Origin of the sequence: Haloarcula vallismortis ATCC 29715, assembly GCF_000337775.1 — an archaeon.
Lineage (GTDB): Archaea > Halobacteriota > Halobacteria > Halobacteriales > Haloarculaceae > Haloarcula > Haloarcula vallismortis.
Map to the genome: position 1 here is coordinate 183,079 of NZ_AOLQ01000069.1, position 18,298 is coordinate 201,376.

Below are 18,298 nucleotides of genomic sequence, written 5' to 3' on the forward strand. Positions count from 1 at the left end.
TAGAATCGGCCCCACTTTCGGGGCCAGCGTCGCAGCGTAGTGGTTTTTGAGATTTCTCGATGGCGTTCGGTGGTATATCACTTCGTATGTAGACGTTCATGAAAAACTCTCTCCTAATATTATCCGCTGAAGACGCCAAACAGCGTCGCAACGACCGTCCCGACACTGCTAACGATTGCACCACCGTAGACGCCGGTCGCGTAGTTGACTGCTGCGAGCCCTGCTAATCCGAACGCAATACCGAACGCGAGCAGGCCGGCGGGTGTCATTCTGTCGGTGATTCTGTGTGTCATCGTCAGATCGTCGCCTGCTGTTCGATCTTCACATCGTACGTCAGTGATTTGCCCGTGGCTGGGTCGAAGTACTGGAGCGAATCCCTGTCGAACCGCAGGTTCACCGCATCGCCCATCTCGACCGTCGTGTCCGGGTCGACCGCGGCCTTGATACTCTGGCCGGTGTCGAGTTTGAGTTCGAGCACGGTCTTCTCGCCCTGCGGTTCGACGACTTCGACTGTCGCCGGGTGGACGTTCGCCGGAACGCCGTCTTGGTTGAGTGCGATATTCTCTGGGCGGATACCCAGCGTCACGCGATCACCGAGATACGGTTCAAGCGCGTCGGTAAATTCGTCGGGGACGTTGTGGACCGCGCCGCCAAGATCCAGTTCGAACTTCCCAGCAGAGGACTCTTCGAGCGTCCCTTCGAGGAAGTTCATGCTCGGCGAGCCGAGGAAGCCGGCGACGAACATGTTTCGCGGGTTCGAGTAGACGTGGGTCGGCTCCCCGACCTGCTGAATCTGGCCGTTGTCCATGACCGCGATCTGGTCGGCCAGCGTCATCGCCTCCACCTGATCGTGGGTGACGTAGACCGTCGTCGTCGACAGTTCCTCGTGGAGTTTGTTCAGTTCGGCCCGCATCTGGACGCGGAGCTTCGCGTCGAGGTTCGACAGCGGCTCGTCCATCAGGAACACCGCGGGGTCCCGGACGATTGCGCGACCGAGCGCGACGCGCTGTTGCTGTCCGCCGGACAGTTCCGACGGCCTGCGGTCCAGCAGCTCCTCGATCTGAAGCAGTTCCGCGGTCTCGTTGACCCGCTCGGAGATGATTTCCTCGGCCGTGTCGTGTTGTTCCAGCCCGAAGCGCATGTTGTCTCGCACCGTCTTGTGCGGGTACAGCGCGTAGTTCTGGAACACCATCGCGATGTCGCGCTCGTATGCGCGGGCGTCGTTGACGACGTTCTCGCCGATTCGGATCTCACCGTCGGTCGCCCGTTCGAGCCCCGCGATGAGGCGCAGGGTCGTGGTCTTGCCACACCCGGACGGGCCGACGAGGACGGTGAAGCTTTCGTCGGGGATATCCAGCGAGATGCCGTCGACTGCGGTGACGTCGTCGAATTCCTTTACGAGGTCGGTGAGTTCTACGTGTGCCATAGTTAGTTACTCCTTGACTGCTCCTTGTGTGAGTCCGCTCACGATGTACTGCTGGAAGAACAGGCCGAACAGGATGCCGGGTAACGCGGCGATCATCCCGCCGGCTGCGAGGTGTGCCCAGTCCACGAAGTCGTCAGCCACGAACAGCGAGACGGCGATGGGTAGCGTCTGGGCCTGTTCCGAAGACGTGAGAACGAGCGCGAAGACGAACTCGTTCCACGAGAAGATGAACGCGAGAATGGCGGTGGCCGCGATGCCCGGCTTCGCCATCGGCAGAATTATTTTGACGAACGCCTCCCAGCGGGAACAGCCGTCGATCCGGGCCTGTTCGTCCAGCGATTCGGGGATCCCGTCGAAGTAGTTCTTCATGATCCAGACGGCAAACGGGAGGTTGAAGAACGTGTACGTGAGAATGAGCGCGAGCCGCGTATCGTACAGACTCCCGGTGAACCCACCGATGAGCGGCGGGTTCGACATGATCTGGAAGAACGGGACGATGAGCGCGATGGGGGGAATCATCCGCGCACCGACAATCGATAGCAGCAGCGACTTGTTCCCCATGAAGTCAAACCGGGAGAAACTGTAGCCGGTGACCGTTCCAAGGGTGATACAGATGAGCGTCGTCGTCGTCGCGACGATCATGCTGTTTATCGTGTAGTTGTCGAACGGCCGGTTCGTGAAGATATCCACGTAGTTCTGTGCTGTCGGGCTCTGTGGGAGGAACGTTATCGGCAGTGACAGCACTTCACTCGACGGTTTGATGCTCGTGATGAAGATGTAGTAGATCGGGAACCAGATGATCAAGACGTACACGGCAAGCAGCCCGTAGGCCAGCAGTCGCTCGCGGGCGACGGACGGCCACTCGTTCTGTGTCTCCAGTCCCAGCGACCGACGCAGTCGATTGAGTGGTGATTTCTTCGTGCTCATGCTTCGTAGGGTGATTCGCCGAATATCTTGTACAGGCTAGCCACGATGGCGAACGTCACGGCCAGCAGGACGACTCCGAGTGCAGCGCCGGTTCCGGGTTCGTTGAACACCTGTGCGGTCCGGTACAGCCAGGAGGCCCACACTTCAGTCGACTTTCCGGGGCCGCCCTGGGTCATCACCCAGACCAGATCCAGTGCCCGGATGTCGAAGATGATACGGATGGTCAGTGCGACCAGAATCGACGGTTTCAGGAACGGATACGTGACGTTCCAGAACCGGGACCACCGACTCGCCCCGTCGACTTCGGCGGCGTCGTACAGTTGCTCGGGGACGTTCTGCAAGCCCGCGAGCAGGATGATGATAATAAACGGCGTAAACACCCAGACGTCGGCGATGATGAGCGCCATCATGGCGAGCGCGCCGTCCGAGAGGAACGGGATGTTCCCGGAGATGATTCCCAACCGCTGCAGTGCGCCGTTGATCGCGCCGAAATCAGACTGGAACATCCAGCGCCACATCAGCCCGCTCATCACGTACGGGAGTATCCACGGGACGATGACCGCCGTCCGGAACCAGCCCCGTCCTTTCAGGTCCTTATCGAGCAACAAGGCGATACCCAGTCCCAGCAGGAACGAGATTGAGACGCTGAAACCGACGTAGATGACTGTATTCGTGGTAAAGGAAACGAAACTGGGATTGAACACGCCGAGGGCAGCGTCGCTCCCTTCGCGTGCGAGAATCAGCCGCTGGAAGTTCCGCAGGCCGACGAACTCCAGCTCGTTTGTCACCGGATTGCGGAACTGGAGGCTGCTGAAAAGCAACTTCGCGGTCGGATAGACGATTATTGCGGCGATCCACAGCAGCGTTGGCCCGACGGTCAGCGGGACGAACAGTTTGTCGAGTTTGCGACGCAGTGGGCTCTTTTCGATTGACATAATATATAGATTCTAACCCGCGCCGATCAGATGAGGCCGATATCCTGGTACAGGCGCTCGATGTTGTCGTAAGCGTCGTTGAGTGCCGCCTCGGGGTCTTTGTTGCCGAGTAGCGCCGGCGTGAGCTGTTCGTTCAGGTAGTCGTCGACCTGTGGCTGGGCCATGTACGTCTCGCTCTGTGCGTTTTCGAGGTTGAATCGCATGTCCTCGAGCAGCCAGGACGGGTATTCGCTCTGGATGTCCTCGTCCTCGTAGACGTCCGGGACGACCGCCGGGTTCCCCTCGACGAGCATGTTGTTCTTCGACGACGCGCGGGTCGTCATGAAGCGGGCGAACTCCTTGGCCGCGTCCTTACGCTCTGAGAACGCCGAGACGCTGATACCGTTCGTGTCCTGGAAGGTTGCACGACTCTCCGGACCTTCCGGAGGCTTTGCGCTGTTGATCCGGTTCTCGTCCCATTCATCGATAGCGCGAGACCCGAGTGGTGTCCATGATTCGACGGTCGCGTACTGGCCGGCGATGAAGTTGTCACCGATGCCACCCTCGCCGAGGCTGGACATCCCGTCGGGGGTGATGCCGCGCTCCCGGAGCTCGTTGAAGAATTCGAGCACTTCCATCCCCTCCTCGACGAACACCGGCTCGTAGCTGTCATTGAACAGCTGGCCGCCGGCTTGATAGAGGAACTGCTTGAAGCTGAACACAGACTTGCCGGACCACGTGAACGCGAATCCGGACTTATCGCCCTGTGAGAGCTGCTCGCCCTGGCTCAGCACCTCGTCCCACGTGTCCGGCGGCGCGTCGAAGCCCTGCTCATTCAGGTACTGCTGGTCGTAGAGGTAGCTGCCCCATTTCCCGAACTCGGGGGCCATGTAGGTCCGGCCGTCGAACTGGACGAGTTCGTTCAGCGAGTCCGGGAACTTCCCCATATGATCGCTCCCGAGACCGAGCGGTTCGAGCCAGTCGGAGCTGACGAAGTCGGCCAGCCACCAGGTCGGTCCGTTGAACGCGTCGACGGTGCTGTCCTGGTTCCGCCAGATGGTCGTCAGACTGGTCTTGAGATTGCTCCACGGGACCTCGTTGACCTCGACGGAGATACCGGTCTCCTCCTCGAACCGCTCGATGTTCGCTTCGGTTCCGGGGTCGAACTCCAGCGATCCGGCGTTGTAGAACACGAGTTCGTCCGCCATGGTTTCCGACCCTGTCCCGGTCGTCCCGCCCTCAGTACTTCCACCATCGGAGCTCTGGCCGTCAGAGCCGCCTTCCGTACTCGAGTTGGAGCCACCGCTACAGCCAGCGAGTGCCGCTGTCCCGATGACACCGGCGCTCTTGATAAACGTTCGACGAGTGCGTTTTGAGTTCTTCTGCATGCAATCGCTCACGAGACAGCCATGGATTATAAATTATGGGGGTAATAAAACATGAACATTAATATCATAAATAATAGAACGACTGTCTGAGAACAGCTTTCAGTTTCTAAAAACGCTTTTTAGAGAATATCTGGTGTATGATTGTTTTATTTATATATTAAATCGAATATTTTTGGGTGATTGATTTCACTCATAAATCTGAATTCGAGCATATTTTGAACGGTTCGTTCACCGAATCGTGCAGACCCGATAATCCACTGAATTGGACCTCCGTCAGTCGGTTCGGTATCGAGACGCCCGCAGGTCGCCTGTGGCCCGCACGACCCCGCGCGATTTAAGCCACACCGCTCAGTATCGGTGTGCGTGACAGAGCGCGGACGGACGCGGCGGGCGTTTCTGGGGACGCTCGCAGCGACGACGGTCGGGTCGATTGCGGGATGCCAGTCGCAGTTCAACCCGCTTGCGTCGACGGCTTTGGACGAACACGCCGCGGCGCAGTTCCGGCAGGGGCTCCTGAACCGGGGGTATCAGGACGCTTCGGTTCCGGATGCCGTCGAGTCGGCCTGGGAACTGCCGGCTAACCGCGGGGACCACACCGCGGCGAAGGGGAGCCCAGCGCTGGCTCCGACCGGTGAGTTGATTCTGGCCGACGATACCGGCCGGGTTCGGGCGATCTCCACCGACGGCGAGGTCCAGTGGTCGACGACGATTACACAGGCGACGCGGGGAAGCCACGGCACGCCCGCCATCGCCAACGACACCGTCTACATCGGGGCCTACGACGGCGCGCTGTCGGCGCTGGACCTCGAGAGCGGCCGGCGGCGCTGGCGGACGGAGTTGGGTGATGCAATCGGCGCGAGCCCGACCTATTACAACGGGTCGCTGTACGTGGCCGTCGAACATGCCGCACCGAGCGGCAGCGTCGTCGCTGTCAACGCCGCGACCGGTGACGTACAGTGGCGGGACAGTCGGCCGACCGACCACCCACACTCGACCGTGGCGCTGGACCGCGAACACGGTCGCCTGCTGTTTGGCTCCAACGACGGCTACTGCTACGCCTGGTCGTTCCCGGACCTGGAGCGGGTCTGGCGCTACGACACCGGTGGCGACGTGAAAGCCCCTATCGCCGTGGCTGACGGGACCGCTATCGTCCCGTCGTGGGCCGAGACGGTCACCGCCGTCGATGTGACCGACGGCACGGAACAGTGGACCTTCGAGGCAGACGCCGACGTGATGTGTGCGCCAGCGGTCCACAACGGCACCGTCTACGTCGGGAGCCACGACGACCGGGTGTACGCACTTGACCTCGAAAGCGGCGAGGAGCAGTGGCGCTACGGAACCGGCGGGTGGATCATCGGGAGCGTCGTCGCCACCCCCGACCGCGTGCTCGTCGGGTCCTACGATGGGCGACTGTACGCGCTAGAGCGGGACTCGGGAGCGAAGGTCTGGACCACCGACAACCGCGGCCACGTGACGAGCGCGCCGTTGGTGACTGCTGACGGCATCTACTACGCGGAGCGCGCCGTCGAGGGCGACCCGGACCGCCCGGGGCTGTGCTACAGGCTCGTCCCGGCGTAGCGAAGCGAAACCCCTTACCCCGCGGACCGTCGACTGTCGCCTATGAGTACCATCCGGGTCGTGTGGGGGACCGCGACCGGCCCGACCGCGCTGGCCGCGTACGACGCGGCACTCGCCGAGGCGGGCGTCCACAACTACAACCTCATCTCGCTGTCGTCGGTCATCCCCGACGGACCGGCCATCGAAGTGACGGGGACAGCACCGGACCTGGGGCCGCCCGGCGAGGCGCTGGAGGTTGTCCAGTCCTCCGTGACCGTCCCGCCGGGCGAGCGCGGCGCGGCGGGCATCGGCTGGGCCCGCAGTGAGGACGGGCCGGGTATCTTCTACGAGGTCGACGGCACAAGCGAGGATGCAGTCCGAATGGAGATCCGCGAGGGACTGGCCGCTGGCCGGGACCTCCGAGACTGGGAGTTCGTCGAGGAGAACGTCTACGTCGAGTCGGCGTCCGCCGACGCCGAGTACGCCAGCGCTGTCGTTCTCGCCACCTACGGCGAGAGCCACCCGGTGATGTGAGCCGCATATTCCGGTGGTGCCGGCCAGAACTGTGCTCGACCCTGGGTTTTTAGTCTTCCCCCGCATAGAGACAGAGAACGTTCATGTACGGCAATACGTCGTTTGGTGGGGAGACGGAAGAAGTGACGCTGACCGCGGAACAGCGCGAGGAGCTCCGACGGGACCTCTCAAGCGTCGCCGCCCGGACTCGCGAGCTCCTGCCCGGCGAGTTCGTCGTCGGCTCGGAAATCAGCAACAGCACGACCGGCCCGCGGGCCACAATTGCGGTCCAGCCTCCGGTCGGGTCGGTAGTCAGTGCCGACTACACGCCCGAGGACCCGGAAAGCGCGAGCATCTCCGACGCCGAGCGCGACGATCTCGCACAGGGCATCGCCGCCTCCGCCGCGCTGCAGGTCAAGCAGGTGATGGGCGACGACACCTCGCCGACAGCACAGTAACAGCCGCCGCTCTCAGTTTTCTGCAGACCGGTCACGGTGTGCGTAGTTGCCAACATCAGGCGTGACCGCCGGCGACCGGCGGATTGTAGAACAACGCGTAGCCGATGGAGCCACCGGCGGGCAGACTGCCGGCACTCAGCGCAGTCACGAAGCTGATCGAGGTGACGACTGCGCCAAGCGACGCCAGCAGCATCGAGAGGGCGATGCTGGCGAGCACGAGGTCGGGCATCGACAGCGGGCCAGACATTCGTGTCTCTACAGAGACATGGCTCCTAATTAAATATTATTACTCGCGGGAACAGTGTGTTGATTGCCGCCGTCTCGGTGCCCAGTCATAGCAGAGGAATGGAGTGGAACAGCATAAGTCAAAAGCCGAGGTCATAGAACAGTCCACAGCCTTTGGAGTCGTCGCGCCGCAAACCGATCGCTACGGCCTGTCTACTGGCCACTGCATGACTATCCCTGAATAAACGATAACTCCTCACGCTGCTCGGCCGGGATGGGATTGGTGTATGTGACGTCCTCACCGGCGCATAGTTCGTCGAAATCGTCGTCAGTCGTGATCAGGTAATCAGCGTCGTATGCCCGTGCGAGCGCCACAATGAACGAATCGTACACGTCGTGGTCCTTCTCGGCGCTGATCTCGTATGCCTCTAGCAGGGTCGTCTCGGTCGCGCTTACAATCCGTGCCGGACTCCGAACAAGTGACTGGACTGCGTTTCGCGCAGCGACGGCATCGACCCCGAAACTATTGGTCATGAGATACTGTGTCCTGAGCGGATAGTAATCGAAGACGAGCAAGACGTTTGGCCCGTCAAGGGCGTTTTGAATCCACGGATACACGTCGTCGTGCGCCGGATGATCTTCGGTCAGTCCGATGGCGAGAACGTTCACGTCGGTAAGTACCGTCACTTCGGTCGGAAGTGAATCAGTCATCGGTTCTCCGATCACTGATCCATCGGTCCAAAGAGCGCGTCCCCCGCATCGGTTGGCGTCGTGTTCTCCCAATCATCTCGATCAGCCGTTGCGGGCTCTAACTTCGAACTCGGCTTCGGATTGATCTCAAGGACGGAGCCAACGAGCGTGGCTGGAAGCTCATCATTCGATTCGATTCCTAGCCGGTCCCGGACCTCTTTTGGGAGGGTGACCCGACCCCTATCGTCGACTGTGAGCGTCAGCTCCTTTTCGCTGTTTTCATCAGCCGAAGACTTCCCCATCTGCTTTCACCTAATTCCCACTACTATACTGACATCTAAAACTGTTGCGCCCCTCGACCTATTTCCCCCAGAAGTAAGATTACGGAGTGTGCGTTATCTGAAAATCACAAACCAGTCTGATTCTACCGATCCCCGAAATTAGCGGGGATCGGCACAAGCGAGTCGTGAACGTAGTCACGCATTCTGGCGTTCGAAGTATGGCTTTTCGCTTGGGTTCGTAATTGTTGAATTAAATCGGAATGCGTTCTGTGGTGGTTCTCTATCTGCGAGAATTTTTCCATCAGCATCTGGTAGGTAATCATCATTTACAGGGATGTGAGAGTTGATTTGGATGTTTGAAGCGAAACTTGAGATAGATAGGTATACATCTGGGTCAAACCGTTGCACATATCCGATTGTTGCCCCTGCGTAGTTACATTCAACTGGCATAAACTTCCCATAATCTCTATCTTCATAGTCAGTACTGCTACTAGTGATTGAATTAGTAGCGTTTCGGTTGTGTGCAGCATCTGGGAGATAACTAGGTAGTTCTCGACCGAATAGGCAGGCTTGAACGTGGGCGACGTTATCGCCAGTAACTTGCAACAGCCCAACTGTTGTGTCGAGGAGGTGAACGCCGATACCACAGAATAATGCTGATGCGTCAACACAGTTCCCGCCGAGTGCGTCTGAACCATTCTGGTTCTGATACCAGTTACTGATTACTTCTTCAGGTGTTTGCATATAGGAGCCAACAGAGAATGAATATGGGGAACTCCCAATTATTGCTTTGACAATAGTTGCTTTATAGTATCCATGGGCGTCGTGTTCCTGAAAGTTCGGATTGTTTGCAAGAGAATCTTCAATCTCAGTTGCCCACCGTTTCATAACAGGCCGCCCCGCAGCGACTTTGATTGGATTCGCATTAATATTGTCAGACGAAGTTGTAGCGTCTCCATATCGGCTCCGATAGTACTCTGAGAATGGCGTTGGTGTGTCTGAAATATCACCGTGATAAAACTCAGCTGCAGTTATCAAACTTCCTTCTGAGTTATGACTATCACGAACAGTTCCACTTGGCGTGGTTGCTGTTTGCCCATCACTAGAGAGTTCGTATCGACCTCTCTCAATCTGTTGGACAACAAACGAGTTCCACCGCCGACCTTCAATCATTTCAATATCAGTAATATCGAAATTAAATGTCGCCCAGTCGTATAACGGAACATTCTGGTCATCATCCTCCATCACTTCATAAACAGGATAGCGGACGACCATTGTAATCTGAAGGTCTTTCCAATCTCCATACCAATGTTTCGGGTAACGGTCTTCTGTCACATAGTCATACTCAGGTCTATTATAGAGAGACTCGTCTGGTTCATTAAACCAGACTTCAGTTCGTGCTAATGGTTCAAACTCATCACTATACTCACTCTGTGACGGATATGGAGGTCCTCGAACGGAGACCATCGTCTCTCCACGAGCCTCATTATAGAATGGAAGCAATACAACATCCAAATTCGGTTCTGACCGTTCTCTCCGTCGCTCTGGAATTGCGACTTCCCATTCCTCACCGTCGTCGGGACTCGTGACTTCGAGCGTGAAGGTCAGTTGTTGAGCGTAGTTGAGACAGTCGTCGGGAAACTCGTATTGAACGGTATGCGTTTCGTCGGAAGCGGTTTTGGTTATCGTCTGTTCCGTCAGAAGCGTTCGGTCAGTGGAGTCGAATAGCGGCGCAGAATAGACCCGCACGAGGTACTCAACGGAGCCGCCATCAGCAATTAGATTAGCGTACTCCGTTCGAACCCGTATCCCAAATTCGGTTTCGGAACCCCCAATCTCGACGGGGACAAACAGGTCTGGTTGCTCATCTTCGTCTGATTCGCTGTTCCCATTGTCCTCATCCGCTGAGGGGTTCTGGTCCCGACTCCCTGACGACGGGGAGAGCATTTCACTGCAGCCTGCGAGTGCCGCCGTCAGTCCCGTGCCTCCGAGTGCGAGCGCAGTACGCCGAGACAGCGGCGCAGAAGAGTACACCTTGTCGGGTTCCGACGAATCGTCTGGCATACCTTGCAGCTTGCCTGCCAGCTAATTGTAGGTTTAGGTTGTTACCCCGAAACAGGGTAAAGAAAAATAACGAATTCTGACTTCACTTCCCCCAGAAGGGGTCCCGGTTCCGGTGTTTCTCCAGATACATCGACAGCGCCTCGCGCTCGTCGACGGAGATGTCCTCTTTGAGTTCCTGTTCCAGAATCTTCGCGTGCTTCTCCGGGATTTCGACCCAGAGATCGTCGCCTTCCTCGATCTGGCGGCCGACGGTCGGCCCCTGAATCGAGACGGCCATGCGCTCGCCGGCGCGGGCCGAGTCGACGTCCTCACCCTCGTCCTGAATCGTTTTGAGCGTCCCGACGCGGTTTGCCTCGCCATTCTCCCATTTGACGACGTTGACGTTCCGGCGGAGTTCGCCCGAGAGGATTTCGACGCCGACGACGGCGGGGTCGGACTGGCGGAAGGTGTGGTCCTGCAGAATCCGGAACTTCGCGGGGCGGGTGATATTTTCGAGGATCTGTTCCTGCTGGGCCTCCTCGATGGCGGTGACGTGGTCGTCGTAGGACTCGACGAGCTGGTAGATGACATCATCCTCGAACAGCTCCACGTCCTCCTGCTCTGCGAGGTCGCGTGCGTCATCGAGCACCTCGACGCTGAAGGCGAGAATCGCCTGGTTGGTCGGCTCGCCGGCTGTCTCGGCGACTCGCACGTCCCGCGGCGCGACTGCCCCGACCTCAGCGCGCATGACCGGGATCTCCTCTTCTTCGAGCGTACTGGAGAGGGCTTCCAGCGAGCCCAGGGTGTCGGCCTTGATGACGACGCCCTCCTCCTGGGTCGTCACCTCGATTTCGGCGAGTTCCTCTTCGACCTCGGCGATGACCTCGCTGCGGTCGCGGTCGCGGATGACGCGAATCGGCGCGCCGGCCATCGCGTCCCCGAGGTCCGGCGCGGCGATCTTGACCCCGTCAGCGGCGGCGACCTGCTCGACCTGTTCGAACTCCTGTTCGGTCCGGATCTCTTCGAGCGGGCGTGGCCGGAGCAGCGCGCGCACGTCAGTGATGATGGGTCCTTGCAGGCCGCCGACGACGATGGTGTCGTCGTTGCGGATGGTCCCGTCGTAGATGATGGCGTCGAGCGTCGTCCCAAAGCCCTGGGTGTCTTTCACTTCGAGAACGGTCCCGACGCCGGGGCCGCTGGTGTCGATCTCCATCTCCTCTTTCATGTACCGCTGGGACAGTCCCATCATCACCGTCAGCAGGTCGGGGATGCCCTCGCTGGTTTCGGCGGAGACCGGCACGACGCCGATGTTGGCCTGGAAGTTCTGGACGCGCCAGTACATGTCCGCGGAGAACCCGTTATCGGAGAGTTCGCCGATGATCTCGTACAGCTTCTCGTTGAGGTCGGACTGGACGCGGTCGGACTGGGCGTCCATCGTCTGCTGGACCGGCTGGCCTTCGTTGGGGTTCCAGCCCGGCACGGTGTCGATCTTGTTCGCGGCGACGATAAACGGCGTCTGGGTCCGCTTGAGAATGTCAATGGCCTCCAGCGTCTGGGGCTGGAAGCCGTCGTTGACGTCGACGACGAGGATGGCGATGTCTGCGAGTGCGCCACCTCGCGAGCGCAGCGTCGAGAAGGAGTGGTGGCCCGGCGTGTCGATAAACAGCAGGCCGGGCAGGTCGAAGTCCGTCGGGTCGACGAGGTCGCCGGCGATCTCCGAAATCACGTCCAGCGGGACGGCCGTCGCGCCGATGTGCTGGGTGATCGCGCCTGATTCGCCGGCAGTGACGGCCGACCCGCGTATCTTGTCGAGCAGGCTCGTCTTCCCGTGGTCGACGTGGCCCAGAACGGCGACGATGGGCGTCCGCAGGGTGTCGTCGGTGGCTGTGGTGGGGTCCGTGTCAGACATAGATGGCTCCAGAAGTTGTCAGAACCGAGTCGTCGGTGGCAGTTAAGTTCGTCGTCATGGGTCGCGCGCGACCGAACGTGGGGCTAAGCGGGCGTCACTCGGTTACAGTGAACGACCCCACCATATCGAGACTCTGGTGGGGGACGCAGTGGTACTCGTACTCCCCGGGGACCTCGAATGTGTAGGCGTACTGGTACCCGCTGGAATACGTCCCATCGCCGGGCGTCCCCGACCAGTCGCTCCCCTCCGGCGTCGCGGTCGGTTTGACGTTGTGGCCGCCGGCCTCCCAGACCCACAGTACGGTACTTCCGACCGGGATTTCGAAGGTCTCCGGGTCGAAGACGAAATCGCCCGGCGCGACGGCGACTTCCTGATCGGCGTCGACCGGTGTCGGGGTCGCTGTGGGTGTCGGGGTCGCTGTGGGTGTCGGGGTCGCTGTGGGTGTCGGCGTCTCGGTCGGGGTGGCTGTCTCAGTCGGGGTTGGCGTTGCGGTTTCAGTTGGCGTCGGCGCCGCAGTTTGGGTCGGTGTCGCCGTGTCGGTGGCTGTCTCTGTGGCGGCGGTCCCATCGCCGCCATCGCCACTGCAACCCGCGACGGTGCCGATAACGGTTGTCGCAAAAACGCCGAGAAACTGCCGCCTGTTTCGCTTCATGCGTACCCGTTGGGGGCCTGTCGGTTATACTGTTGGCTGTAACTTCGTGACCATATTCGGCACCCCCAGGTAGCAATAGTGCTCACGTAATTACAGCCGACAGTAGTAGGACTACTGCTGATTGTGCGTGTTCCGGACCGCCGTGGTGGCTGTTAGCCGCCGTATGTGGTCTGCGGGCGCCGTTTTTCAGTTCCTGCCACGGCGAGATGGCGACGGGCCACTCGTCAGACATCCCCGTGGCGTTTATGTAACCTCGTTCGGAACAAGGGGATATGGCTGCGATACTTGCGGAAAACCTGTCGGGCAAAGACGTGATGGGGACTGACGGCGCGGAGATTGGCAGTCTCTACAACATCACGATGGACTTCTCTTCGGGCGCGCTACACAACCTCGTTATCGACCCCGCGGAGTCGCTCCGGAACACGAACTTCGAGTACAGCGACCAGGGCCGCCTGCTTGTCCCGGTTGAGCGGGTCAAGGCGGTGAAAGACCACATGATCGTCAAACGTTAGATGTACGTTCTTGATTCTTCTGCATTTATCAACGAGTATCACACTGACGAGCAGATAGCGACGATTCCGCTCGTCAGAGAGGAACTGGAGGACGAGGCCGCCTATCGCTTCGACGCCCTCGAAGGCTCGGGGATGCACCTTCACATTCCAGAGGACAACACCGTCGAGCGTATCGAGCGCGCAGCCAGCGAGACTGGCGACCTGGCGGAACTCTCAGAAACTGATATCCGGCTAATCGCGGCCGCGTTCGAACTCGACAGTCGCCTCGTGACCGACGACTACGCGATGCAAAACGTCGCGGAGAAACTCGACGTGGCGGTCGAAGTCATCGCCCGCGAGGGGATTTCAGAACAGCGCGAGTGGCTGTTCCAGTGTGCTGGCTGTGGGCGCGAGTTCGACGAGAACCGCGACCGGTGCCCCATCTGCGGTAGCTCGCTCTCGCGGAAAAACCCAGCTTAGACGGTCTGTTCGTCCCGGGCTTCGAGCCCGAGTTCGACCAGCTGTGAAAGTACTTCCTCCTCTGTGATGCTGTAGCGCCGCGCAAGCGTTTCGATAATCCGCGCTTGGTCGTCATCACAGACGATAGTGAACCGCCGAGCCATGCCATCGCATACAACAGTGGTTCGGATAAATACCCGTCAGACAGCAGTCAGACGGGTCAAGCTGCCGGATTTCCTGTAATCTCGATGTACAATGTGAGGAACTGAATTGCGTTGAACGCGCCGTGAATGAAGATCGGAACGAGCAGGTTCTCGGTCTTGAGATAGCTCAGGCCCAGCAGTGTCGACAGGACAAACACCAGCAGCAACGAGAGGACGGTCTGTGTCGGCGTCCCAGTACTGTACTGCCCGAAGTGGACAACGCCGAAGACGGCGCTGGTGAGGACAATTGCCTGAATCTCGCTGAAATCGTCGTAGAGGTACTTCTGGATGAGGTTCCGGTAGATGAACTCCTCGCTCGGCGCGATAGTGAGAAACGCGAGCGGCACCATCACGAGCAGGAACGACGGGTCTTCGCGGGCCAGTTCCTCGACGCTGCTCCGGGCCGCTTCGAGGCCAAGCGCCTGAATGAGGTAGCTGAAGCCAAAGAGCGCGACCATGAGGACGACGACGCCGCCGACCCCGTAGCCGACATCGTGGAGACTGGGGCGCTCCAAGTCGAGGTCGGCCCAGGTCCGGTCCAGGCGGCTGGCAACGACCGCTCCGAAGCCGACGAAGCCGACGCCGATACCGATAGTGAGCGTGGTATACGTGGGTCCGGTGACAGTCCCGCCGTCCAGCGCCGCGGCGCTGATCAGCCCTGCCGTCGCGGCCCCAAGGACGACAAATTGGGCGAACAGCGTGCCAACGAGGAAGCCGGCTAACCCGATTCCTGTTGCGACCGAGAGCGCTCTGGCGACCGTGTACAGCCGGTCGTTCGGCACGTTGGTCGACAGCGCCCAGCCCAGCGCGACCGTCACACTCCCGGCCAGTACCGTGAGGTACACTCCGATTCCAACGGTCGCCTCGACGCCGGGACGGAACTCCGGCCCAAAGAAGGCAACGAGCGTGGCGAGCGTTACGACGACGCCCGCACCTGTCGCGCTCAGGCCCGCCTGCCTCCGTTCGAGTCCGCCGTGACGAACGAGCGAGAAGGCGAGCGCGGCGACGACGAAGCCGGCGGCGACGATCTGGCGGGCGGCGATCGGGCCGACCGTCGTCCCCGGTGTCATCCAGCCAACGATGCCGGTTTCTGTGGCGACGAGCACGACGAGACCGATGCCAGCGGCGAGGACACCCCAGTTCGCGGCAGTGTCGTCCATTATCAGCAGTCGGTCACCCCGGCCTAAAGGGACTCCGTTTCGCCGATCCGCAGCCGCTCGCGCTTGTCGATAACCGCCGTCTCGTCCGTCTTCTCGCCGCGGATGAGCGCTCGCGTGGCGTTTTTGCCCCACTCAACGGCCGGCTGGGTAAACGTCTCCACGTCCGCGAGCTCACCGACGAGGACGCAGGCGGCCTCCATCGCGTACAGCAGCTCGCCGAGGTTCTCGGCGTCGAGCCGGTCGATTTCCACTTCCAGCTCCGGCCGGTCGGCCGCTGGCAGGCTCGCCACCGTTGCCTCGTACTCGGCGTCGATGAGGCCGCCGAGGTCGGTCCCCGAGAGGTACGACAGGTCCTCGTGGTCGGGGTCGGGAATCGCCACGTCGGCTCGCTCCCGGGGGCGGACGAACGTGACGACCTTGTCGCGGTGGCCGGCGCGGTACAGTTGGAGCTGGGAGTGCTGGTCGGTCGCGCCCAGCGCCCGCGCCGGCGTCTGGCCCCGGCCGTCCTTGCCCAGACTCTCGGCCCAGAGCTGTGCGAACCACTCGCCGAAGGATTCCAGCCGCTCGGCGTAGGGCATGACGGCGTTGACTTTCGCCCCTTCCTCTTCGAGCGCGTAGGCCATCGCGCCGTAGGCGTAGGCCGGCGAGTCGTACAGCGACGGCGCGAGGTTGTCGGCTGCTGTCCGGCCGCCGGCAAGCAGCCCCTCGATGTCGATGCCGAGGATAGCCGGCGGGACGAGCCCGACCGCCGAGAGCGCGCTAAACCGGCCTGGAACGCCCTCGGGCACTGGCAGCGTCGGCAGGTCGTGCTGGTCGGCGAGCGCACGCAGCGGGCCGTCCTCGCCCGTCGTGACGACGATGCGCTCGGTCCAGTCGACGCCGCGGTCCTCGTAGGCCGCCCGGACGACGAGGAAGTTCGCCAGCGTCTCCGCCGTCGTTCCCGAGCGCGAGACGACGTTGATAGCAGTGTCGGCGAGCGAGAGTCCGTCGAGCGTCCGCCGGACGTGCTCCGGGTCGACGTTGTCCAGCACGACGTGACTACCCGGATCGTCGGCCAGCGCCTCCGTGATTGTTTTCGCCCCCAGCGCGGAGCCGCCGATGCCGACGGTGATGACCGAGTCGGCGTCGTCGACCGGGGCGACGGCCGCCCGAATCGCATCGGCGTCAGTCGCTTCGGGGAGATTCAGCGACGCGTAGCCGAACTCGTCGGCCTCTCGCCCCTGCTCGATTCGGTCGTGGGCCGCGGCCACCCGTTTGTTCAGGTCATCGAGCGTCGCCCGTTCGACGCCCGGGTCGGCAACACTGGCAAGCGCGGCTCCGATATCGACGTGCATACTGGGGGTGTCGGCGGGGTGGTACAAACAACTCCCGGAGGGGACGGCGGGTGCGGAGTCGCGCTCGCTGTCACCGCCGCCCGGACAACACCGCGCTTAACCACGCGCTCGCCTAACCCACAGGTATGACAGACGCGACGGCAGAGCAGTCCGTCACAGCCGACGAGTCCGCCGCCGGCGACGCCGATGACGACCGCCCCGAACCGTACAACGGACTCCCCGGTGCGTTCCCCTACGCGTTCCGGGCCAGCGACTCGCTGCTGTTCAAAGCGTACGTCCCGGTCGCGCTGCTCCTGTCTGTGGCAATCGCGCTCGTGTTCTCCTTCGGACTGATTACCCAGCTCGCTCAGACCGGGAGCGTCCGCGGCGGGACGTTCACCTTCTCGCGGAGCTTCTTCCTGTTCGTTGGACTCCTGCTCGTCGCACCCCTTTTGGCTCCGGTGCTCTCCGTCGCGCGCCGCCACCGCCGGACCGAGTCATCGGTCGCCTACGACCGTGCCATCGCGCTCTCGGCGTTCCTGTTCATCGGGTCGCTGTACCTCGCGCTGCTGGCCTCAGCGCCGGCTGAACTGCGCGAGCCGACACAGAGCGCCGTCGTCGGCTTCTTTTACTCACTACCGCCGCTTGCCGGCATCGCACCGCCGCTGTTGGCGATCCTGGCGATGTATCTGACCCACCGACTGCTGAAGTAGCGTCGCCAGACCGGCGGTCAACACCGATTTGGCGTCACTGTTTCCGGGTCGAAACGGGCAAGAACGCCCGTCACGAATCTGTGTCTATGACAGCAATCGAAGGAACATTTCTTGTCACAAACGCTGACGACGGGTCGGCGACGCTTCGGAACGTCGCAGACTCGCAGGTGCTGACACTGTCAGATAACCCCGGCGTCGAGGCCGGCGAGGTAGTTGCGGGGACAGTCGAACCGGAGCCGCCGATGGAAGTCACCTACACCATCACCGAAGTCACAGAGCGGCGAACAATCCCCGTCGAGACGGTCGACCTCGCGCCGACGGCACAGACGACTGAGATTGCCGCCGAGCAGGCCCCCGGTGAGCTAACGACGGTCGAACGCGCCGGCGAGGGCGAGGTACACGTCCTGACGGTCCCGGAAGATGAGACGGACGAGGCGGCGGCAGATGTCGTCGAGGATGAGGCCACCCTCTCACGAGCGGCCAGGCTCGGCGTCGACCGCGTCGAAGTTCGGACGACCGATGGTGTCGTCAGCGTACGCTACCTGCCGGACTGACGCGCTCTCTCACCTGCACTTCTTACTCGGTCGGTCCGGCGGCGCTCTGGACCCGCCAGCCGCCGGCCACCCCACAGGCCTCCCGCTCGGTGTAGACGAATGCGGTGTCTTCGGTCACCGCGGACCCGCCCTCGACGGATTCGACTCGAAGCGGGAAATCAAGCGTGTCGCCACAGCAACCGACGCCGACGAACTCCGTCCACACGTCGCCCGGCGCGGCGGTGTCGTGGGTCTTCCGAAGGTACGCACGGAACGGCGAGCCGTCGATCTTGTCCCGGCCCCAGCCGCTGAGGTCTGCTGGATACGAGAGTTCGACCCTGATTGCGCGCTCTGACATACCGGATATACGTGATCGACTGGCATAGATGTACGGCCATACTGGATGTCAGCGGCAGTGATTGAGAAGGCTTATTCGCGCCCGT

22 protein-coding genes are annotated in these 18,298 nt (G+C 61.2%); 7 read left to right on the plus strand and 15 right to left on the minus strand.

Going from position 1 to position 18,298, the window contains the following annotated elements:
• Positions 1-119: 119 nt before the first annotated feature.
• Genes C437_RS20750 through C437_RS17940 form a run of 5 tightly spaced genes read right to left on the minus strand, consistent with a single transcriptional unit; the run spans position 120 to position 4,655 of the window.
• Positions 120-293 (minus strand): hypothetical protein, encoded by a 174-nt coding sequence (locus C437_RS20750; protein ID WP_169331094.1) that lies wholly within the window; start codon positions 291-293, stop codon positions 120-122.
• Between the two features lie 2 nt (positions 294-295).
• Entirely contained in the window at positions 296-1,426 is a 1,131-nt protein-coding gene (locus C437_RS17925) for an ABC transporter ATP-binding protein (RefSeq protein ID WP_004518421.1), read from the minus strand.
• Positions 1,427-1,432: 6 nt separating this feature from the next.
• On the minus strand, positions 1,433-2,353 hold the full coding sequence (locus C437_RS17930) for a carbohydrate ABC transporter permease (RefSeq protein WP_004518422.1): 921 nt from the start codon (positions 2,351-2,353) through the stop codon (positions 1,433-1,435).
• Positions 2,350-3,288 (minus strand): carbohydrate ABC transporter permease, encoded by a 939-nt coding sequence (locus C437_RS17935; protein WP_004518423.1) that lies wholly within the window; start codon positions 3,286-3,288, stop codon positions 2,350-2,352. The genes C437_RS17930 and C437_RS17935 overlap by 4 nt, the downstream gene beginning before the upstream one ends.
• Positions 3,289-3,314: 26 nt before the next feature.
• The gene (locus C437_RS17940) at positions 3,315-4,655 is read right to left on the minus strand and encodes a sugar ABC transporter substrate-binding protein (RefSeq protein WP_004518424.1); all 1,341 of its coding nucleotides are present in this window, start codon (positions 4,653-4,655) and stop codon (positions 3,315-3,317) included.
• A 363-nt stretch (positions 4,656-5,018) separates the two neighbouring features.
• Here C437_RS17940 and C437_RS17945 point away from each other — a divergent pair, with 363 nt between their 5' ends.
• The 3 genes from C437_RS17945 to C437_RS17955 all read left to right on the plus strand — a co-directional run bounded on the left by C437_RS17945 (position 5,019) and on the right by C437_RS17955 (position 7,183).
• Positions 5,019-6,233, plus strand: a complete 1,215-nt coding sequence (locus C437_RS17945; RefSeq protein WP_004518425.1) for an outer membrane protein assembly factor BamB family protein — start codon at positions 5,019-5,021, stop codon at positions 6,231-6,233.
• Positions 6,234-6,275: 42 nt separating this feature from the next.
• Positions 6,276-6,746, plus strand: coding sequence for a pyruvoyl-dependent arginine decarboxylase (locus C437_RS17950; RefSeq protein WP_004518426.1), 471 nt, complete (start codon positions 6,276-6,278; stop codon positions 6,744-6,746).
• Positions 6,747-6,829: 83 nt separating this feature from the next.
• Positions 6,830-7,183 (plus strand): DUF5811 family protein, encoded by a 354-nt coding sequence (locus C437_RS17955; protein WP_004518427.1) that lies wholly within the window; start codon positions 6,830-6,832, stop codon positions 7,181-7,183.
• A gap of 55 nt (positions 7,184-7,238) precedes the next feature.
• Here the strand turns inward: C437_RS17955 and C437_RS17960 are convergent, their stop codons facing one another.
• From C437_RS17960 to C437_RS17980, 6 genes are all read right to left on the minus strand, one after another.
• Positions 7,239-7,430, minus strand: a complete 192-nt coding sequence (locus tag C437_RS17960) for a hypothetical protein (protein WP_004518428.1) — start codon at positions 7,428-7,430, stop codon at positions 7,239-7,241.
• A gap of 209 nt (positions 7,431-7,639) precedes the next feature.
• Positions 7,640-8,119: a type II toxin-antitoxin system VapC family toxin gene (locus C437_RS17965; RefSeq protein ID WP_049919901.1), complete on the minus strand. Its 480-nt coding sequence runs from the start codon at positions 8,117-8,119 to the stop codon at positions 7,640-7,642.
• Positions 8,120-8,130: 11 nt separating this feature from the next.
• Positions 8,131-8,400 carry an AbrB/MazE/SpoVT family DNA-binding domain-containing protein gene (locus C437_RS17970; protein ID WP_004518430.1) on the minus strand — a complete coding sequence of 90 codons (270 nt, stop codon included), beginning with the start codon at positions 8,398-8,400 and terminating at the stop codon, positions 8,131-8,133.
• Positions 8,401-8,574: 174 nt separating this feature from the next.
• Complete coding sequence (locus C437_RS20260; RefSeq protein WP_139175259.1) at positions 8,575-10,443, minus strand: hypothetical protein; 1,869 nt, start codon at positions 10,441-10,443, stop codon at positions 8,575-8,577.
• A gap of 82 nt (positions 10,444-10,525) precedes the next feature.
• Positions 10,526-12,331, minus strand: a complete 1,806-nt coding sequence (gene infB, locus C437_RS17975; RefSeq protein ID WP_004518433.1) for a translation initiation factor IF-2 — start codon at positions 12,329-12,331, stop codon at positions 10,526-10,528.
• Between the two features lie 94 nt (positions 12,332-12,425).
• Positions 12,426-12,983: a plastocyanin/azurin family copper-binding protein gene (locus C437_RS17980; RefSeq protein ID WP_004518434.1), complete on the minus strand. Its 558-nt coding sequence runs from the start codon at positions 12,981-12,983 to the stop codon at positions 12,426-12,428.
• A gap of 272 nt (positions 12,984-13,255) precedes the next feature.
• Between C437_RS17980 and C437_RS17985 the strand changes: the two genes are divergently transcribed.
• Both C437_RS17985 and C437_RS17990 read left to right on the plus strand, forming a co-directional pair.
• Positions 13,256-13,495 (plus strand): PRC-barrel domain-containing protein, encoded by a 240-nt coding sequence (locus C437_RS17985; protein WP_004518435.1) that lies wholly within the window; start codon positions 13,256-13,258, stop codon positions 13,493-13,495.
• Entirely contained in the window at positions 13,496-13,954 is a 459-nt protein-coding gene (locus tag C437_RS17990) for an NOB1 family endonuclease (protein WP_004518436.1), read from the plus strand.
• On the opposite strand, the gene C437_RS17995 is transcribed toward C437_RS17990, so the two are convergent.
• From C437_RS17995 to C437_RS18005, 3 genes are read right to left on the minus strand one after another with little or no spacing between them, the layout of a single operon-like run.
• Positions 13,951-14,097 (minus strand): hypothetical protein, encoded by a 147-nt coding sequence (locus C437_RS17995; protein ID WP_004518437.1) that lies wholly within the window; start codon positions 14,095-14,097, stop codon positions 13,951-13,953. The genes C437_RS17990 and C437_RS17995 overlap by 4 nt on opposite strands.
• A gap of 56 nt (positions 14,098-14,153) precedes the next feature.
• On the minus strand, positions 14,154-15,296 hold the full coding sequence (locus C437_RS18000; RefSeq protein WP_004518438.1) for a CPBP family intramembrane glutamic endopeptidase: 1,143 nt from the start codon (positions 15,294-15,296) through the stop codon (positions 14,154-14,156).
• A gap of 23 nt (positions 15,297-15,319) precedes the next feature.
• Complete coding sequence (locus C437_RS18005; protein WP_004518439.1) at positions 15,320-16,630, minus strand: hypothetical protein; 1,311 nt, start codon at positions 16,628-16,630, stop codon at positions 15,320-15,322.
• A 125-nt stretch (positions 16,631-16,755) separates the two neighbouring features.
• Here C437_RS18005 and C437_RS18010 point away from each other — a divergent pair, with 125 nt between their 5' ends.
• Positions 16,756-17,322 carry a hypothetical protein gene (locus tag C437_RS18010; RefSeq protein ID WP_004518440.1) on the plus strand — a complete coding sequence of 189 codons (567 nt, stop codon included), beginning with the start codon at positions 16,756-16,758 and terminating at the stop codon, positions 17,320-17,322.
• A gap of 86 nt (positions 17,323-17,408) precedes the next feature.
• Positions 17,409-17,876: a DUF5812 family protein gene (locus C437_RS18015; protein ID WP_004518441.1), complete on the plus strand. Its 468-nt coding sequence runs from the start codon at positions 17,409-17,411 to the stop codon at positions 17,874-17,876.
• Positions 17,877-17,898: 22 nt separating this feature from the next.
• Here C437_RS18015 and C437_RS18020 read toward each other — a convergent pair whose 3' ends face one another.
• A complete protein-coding gene (locus C437_RS18020; protein WP_004518442.1) occupies positions 17,899-18,213 on the minus strand; it encodes a hypothetical protein in 315 nt (104 codons plus the stop codon).
• Positions 18,214-18,298 lie beyond the last annotated feature (85 nt).

Coding starts and splice junctions, on each gene's coding strand:
- C437_RS20750 (WP_169331094.1), bottom strand. CDS start 293: ATGACACACAGAATCACCGACAGAATGACACCCGCCGGCCTGCTCGCG.
- C437_RS17925 (WP_004518421.1), bottom strand. CDS start 1,426: ATGGCACACGTAGAACTCACCGACCTCGTAAAGGAATTCGACGACGTC.
- C437_RS17930 (WP_004518422.1), bottom strand. CDS start 2,353: ATGAGCACGAAGAAATCACCACTCAATCGACTGCGTCGGTCGCTGGGA.
- C437_RS17935 (WP_004518423.1), bottom strand. CDS start 3,288: ATGTCAATCGAAAAGAGCCCACTGCGTCGCAAACTCGACAAACTGTTC.
- C437_RS17940 (WP_004518424.1), bottom strand. CDS start 4,655: ATGCAGAAGAACTCAAAACGCACTCGTCGAACGTTTATCAAGAGCGCC.
- C437_RS17950 (WP_004518426.1), top strand. CDS start 6,276: ATGAGTACCATCCGGGTCGTGTGGGGGACCGCGACCGGCCCGACCGCG.
- C437_RS17955 (WP_004518427.1), top strand. CDS start 6,830: ATGTACGGCAATACGTCGTTTGGTGGGGAGACGGAAGAAGTGACGCTG.
- C437_RS17960 (WP_004518428.1), bottom strand. CDS start 7,430: ATGTCTGGCCCGCTGTCGATGCCCGACCTCGTGCTCGCCAGCATCGCC.
- C437_RS17965 (WP_049919901.1), bottom strand. CDS start 8,119: ATGACTGATTCACTTCCGACCGAAGTGACGGTACTTACCGACGTGAAC.
- C437_RS17970 (WP_004518430.1), bottom strand. CDS start 8,400: ATGGGGAAGTCTTCGGCTGATGAAAACAGCGAAAAGGAGCTGACGCTC.
- C437_RS20260 (WP_139175259.1), bottom strand. CDS start 10,443: ATGCCAGACGATTCGTCGGAACCCGACAAGGTGTACTCTTCTGCGCCG.
- infB (WP_004518433.1), bottom strand. CDS start 12,331: ATGTCTGACACGGACCCCACCACAGCCACCGACGACACCCTGCGGACG.
- C437_RS17980 (WP_004518434.1), bottom strand. CDS start 12,983: ATGAAGCGAAACAGGCGGCAGTTTCTCGGCGTTTTTGCGACAACCGTT.
- C437_RS17985 (WP_004518435.1), top strand. CDS start 13,256: ATGGCTGCGATACTTGCGGAAAACCTGTCGGGCAAAGACGTGATGGGG.
- C437_RS17990 (WP_004518436.1), top strand. CDS start 13,496: ATGTACGTTCTTGATTCTTCTGCATTTATCAACGAGTATCACACTGAC.
- C437_RS17995 (WP_004518437.1), bottom strand. CDS start 14,097: ATGGCTCGGCGGTTCACTATCGTCTGTGATGACGACCAAGCGCGGATT.
- C437_RS18000 (WP_004518438.1), bottom strand. CDS start 15,296: ATGGACGACACTGCCGCGAACTGGGGTGTCCTCGCCGCTGGCATCGGT.
- C437_RS18005 (WP_004518439.1), bottom strand. CDS start 16,630: ATGCACGTCGATATCGGAGCCGCGCTTGCCAGTGTTGCCGACCCGGGC.
- C437_RS18010 (WP_004518440.1), top strand. CDS start 16,756: ATGACAGACGCGACGGCAGAGCAGTCCGTCACAGCCGACGAGTCCGCC.
- C437_RS18015 (WP_004518441.1), top strand. CDS start 17,409: ATGACAGCAATCGAAGGAACATTTCTTGTCACAAACGCTGACGACGGG.
- C437_RS18020 (WP_004518442.1), bottom strand. CDS start 18,213: ATGTCAGAGCGCGCAATCAGGGTCGAACTCTCGTATCCAGCAGACCTC.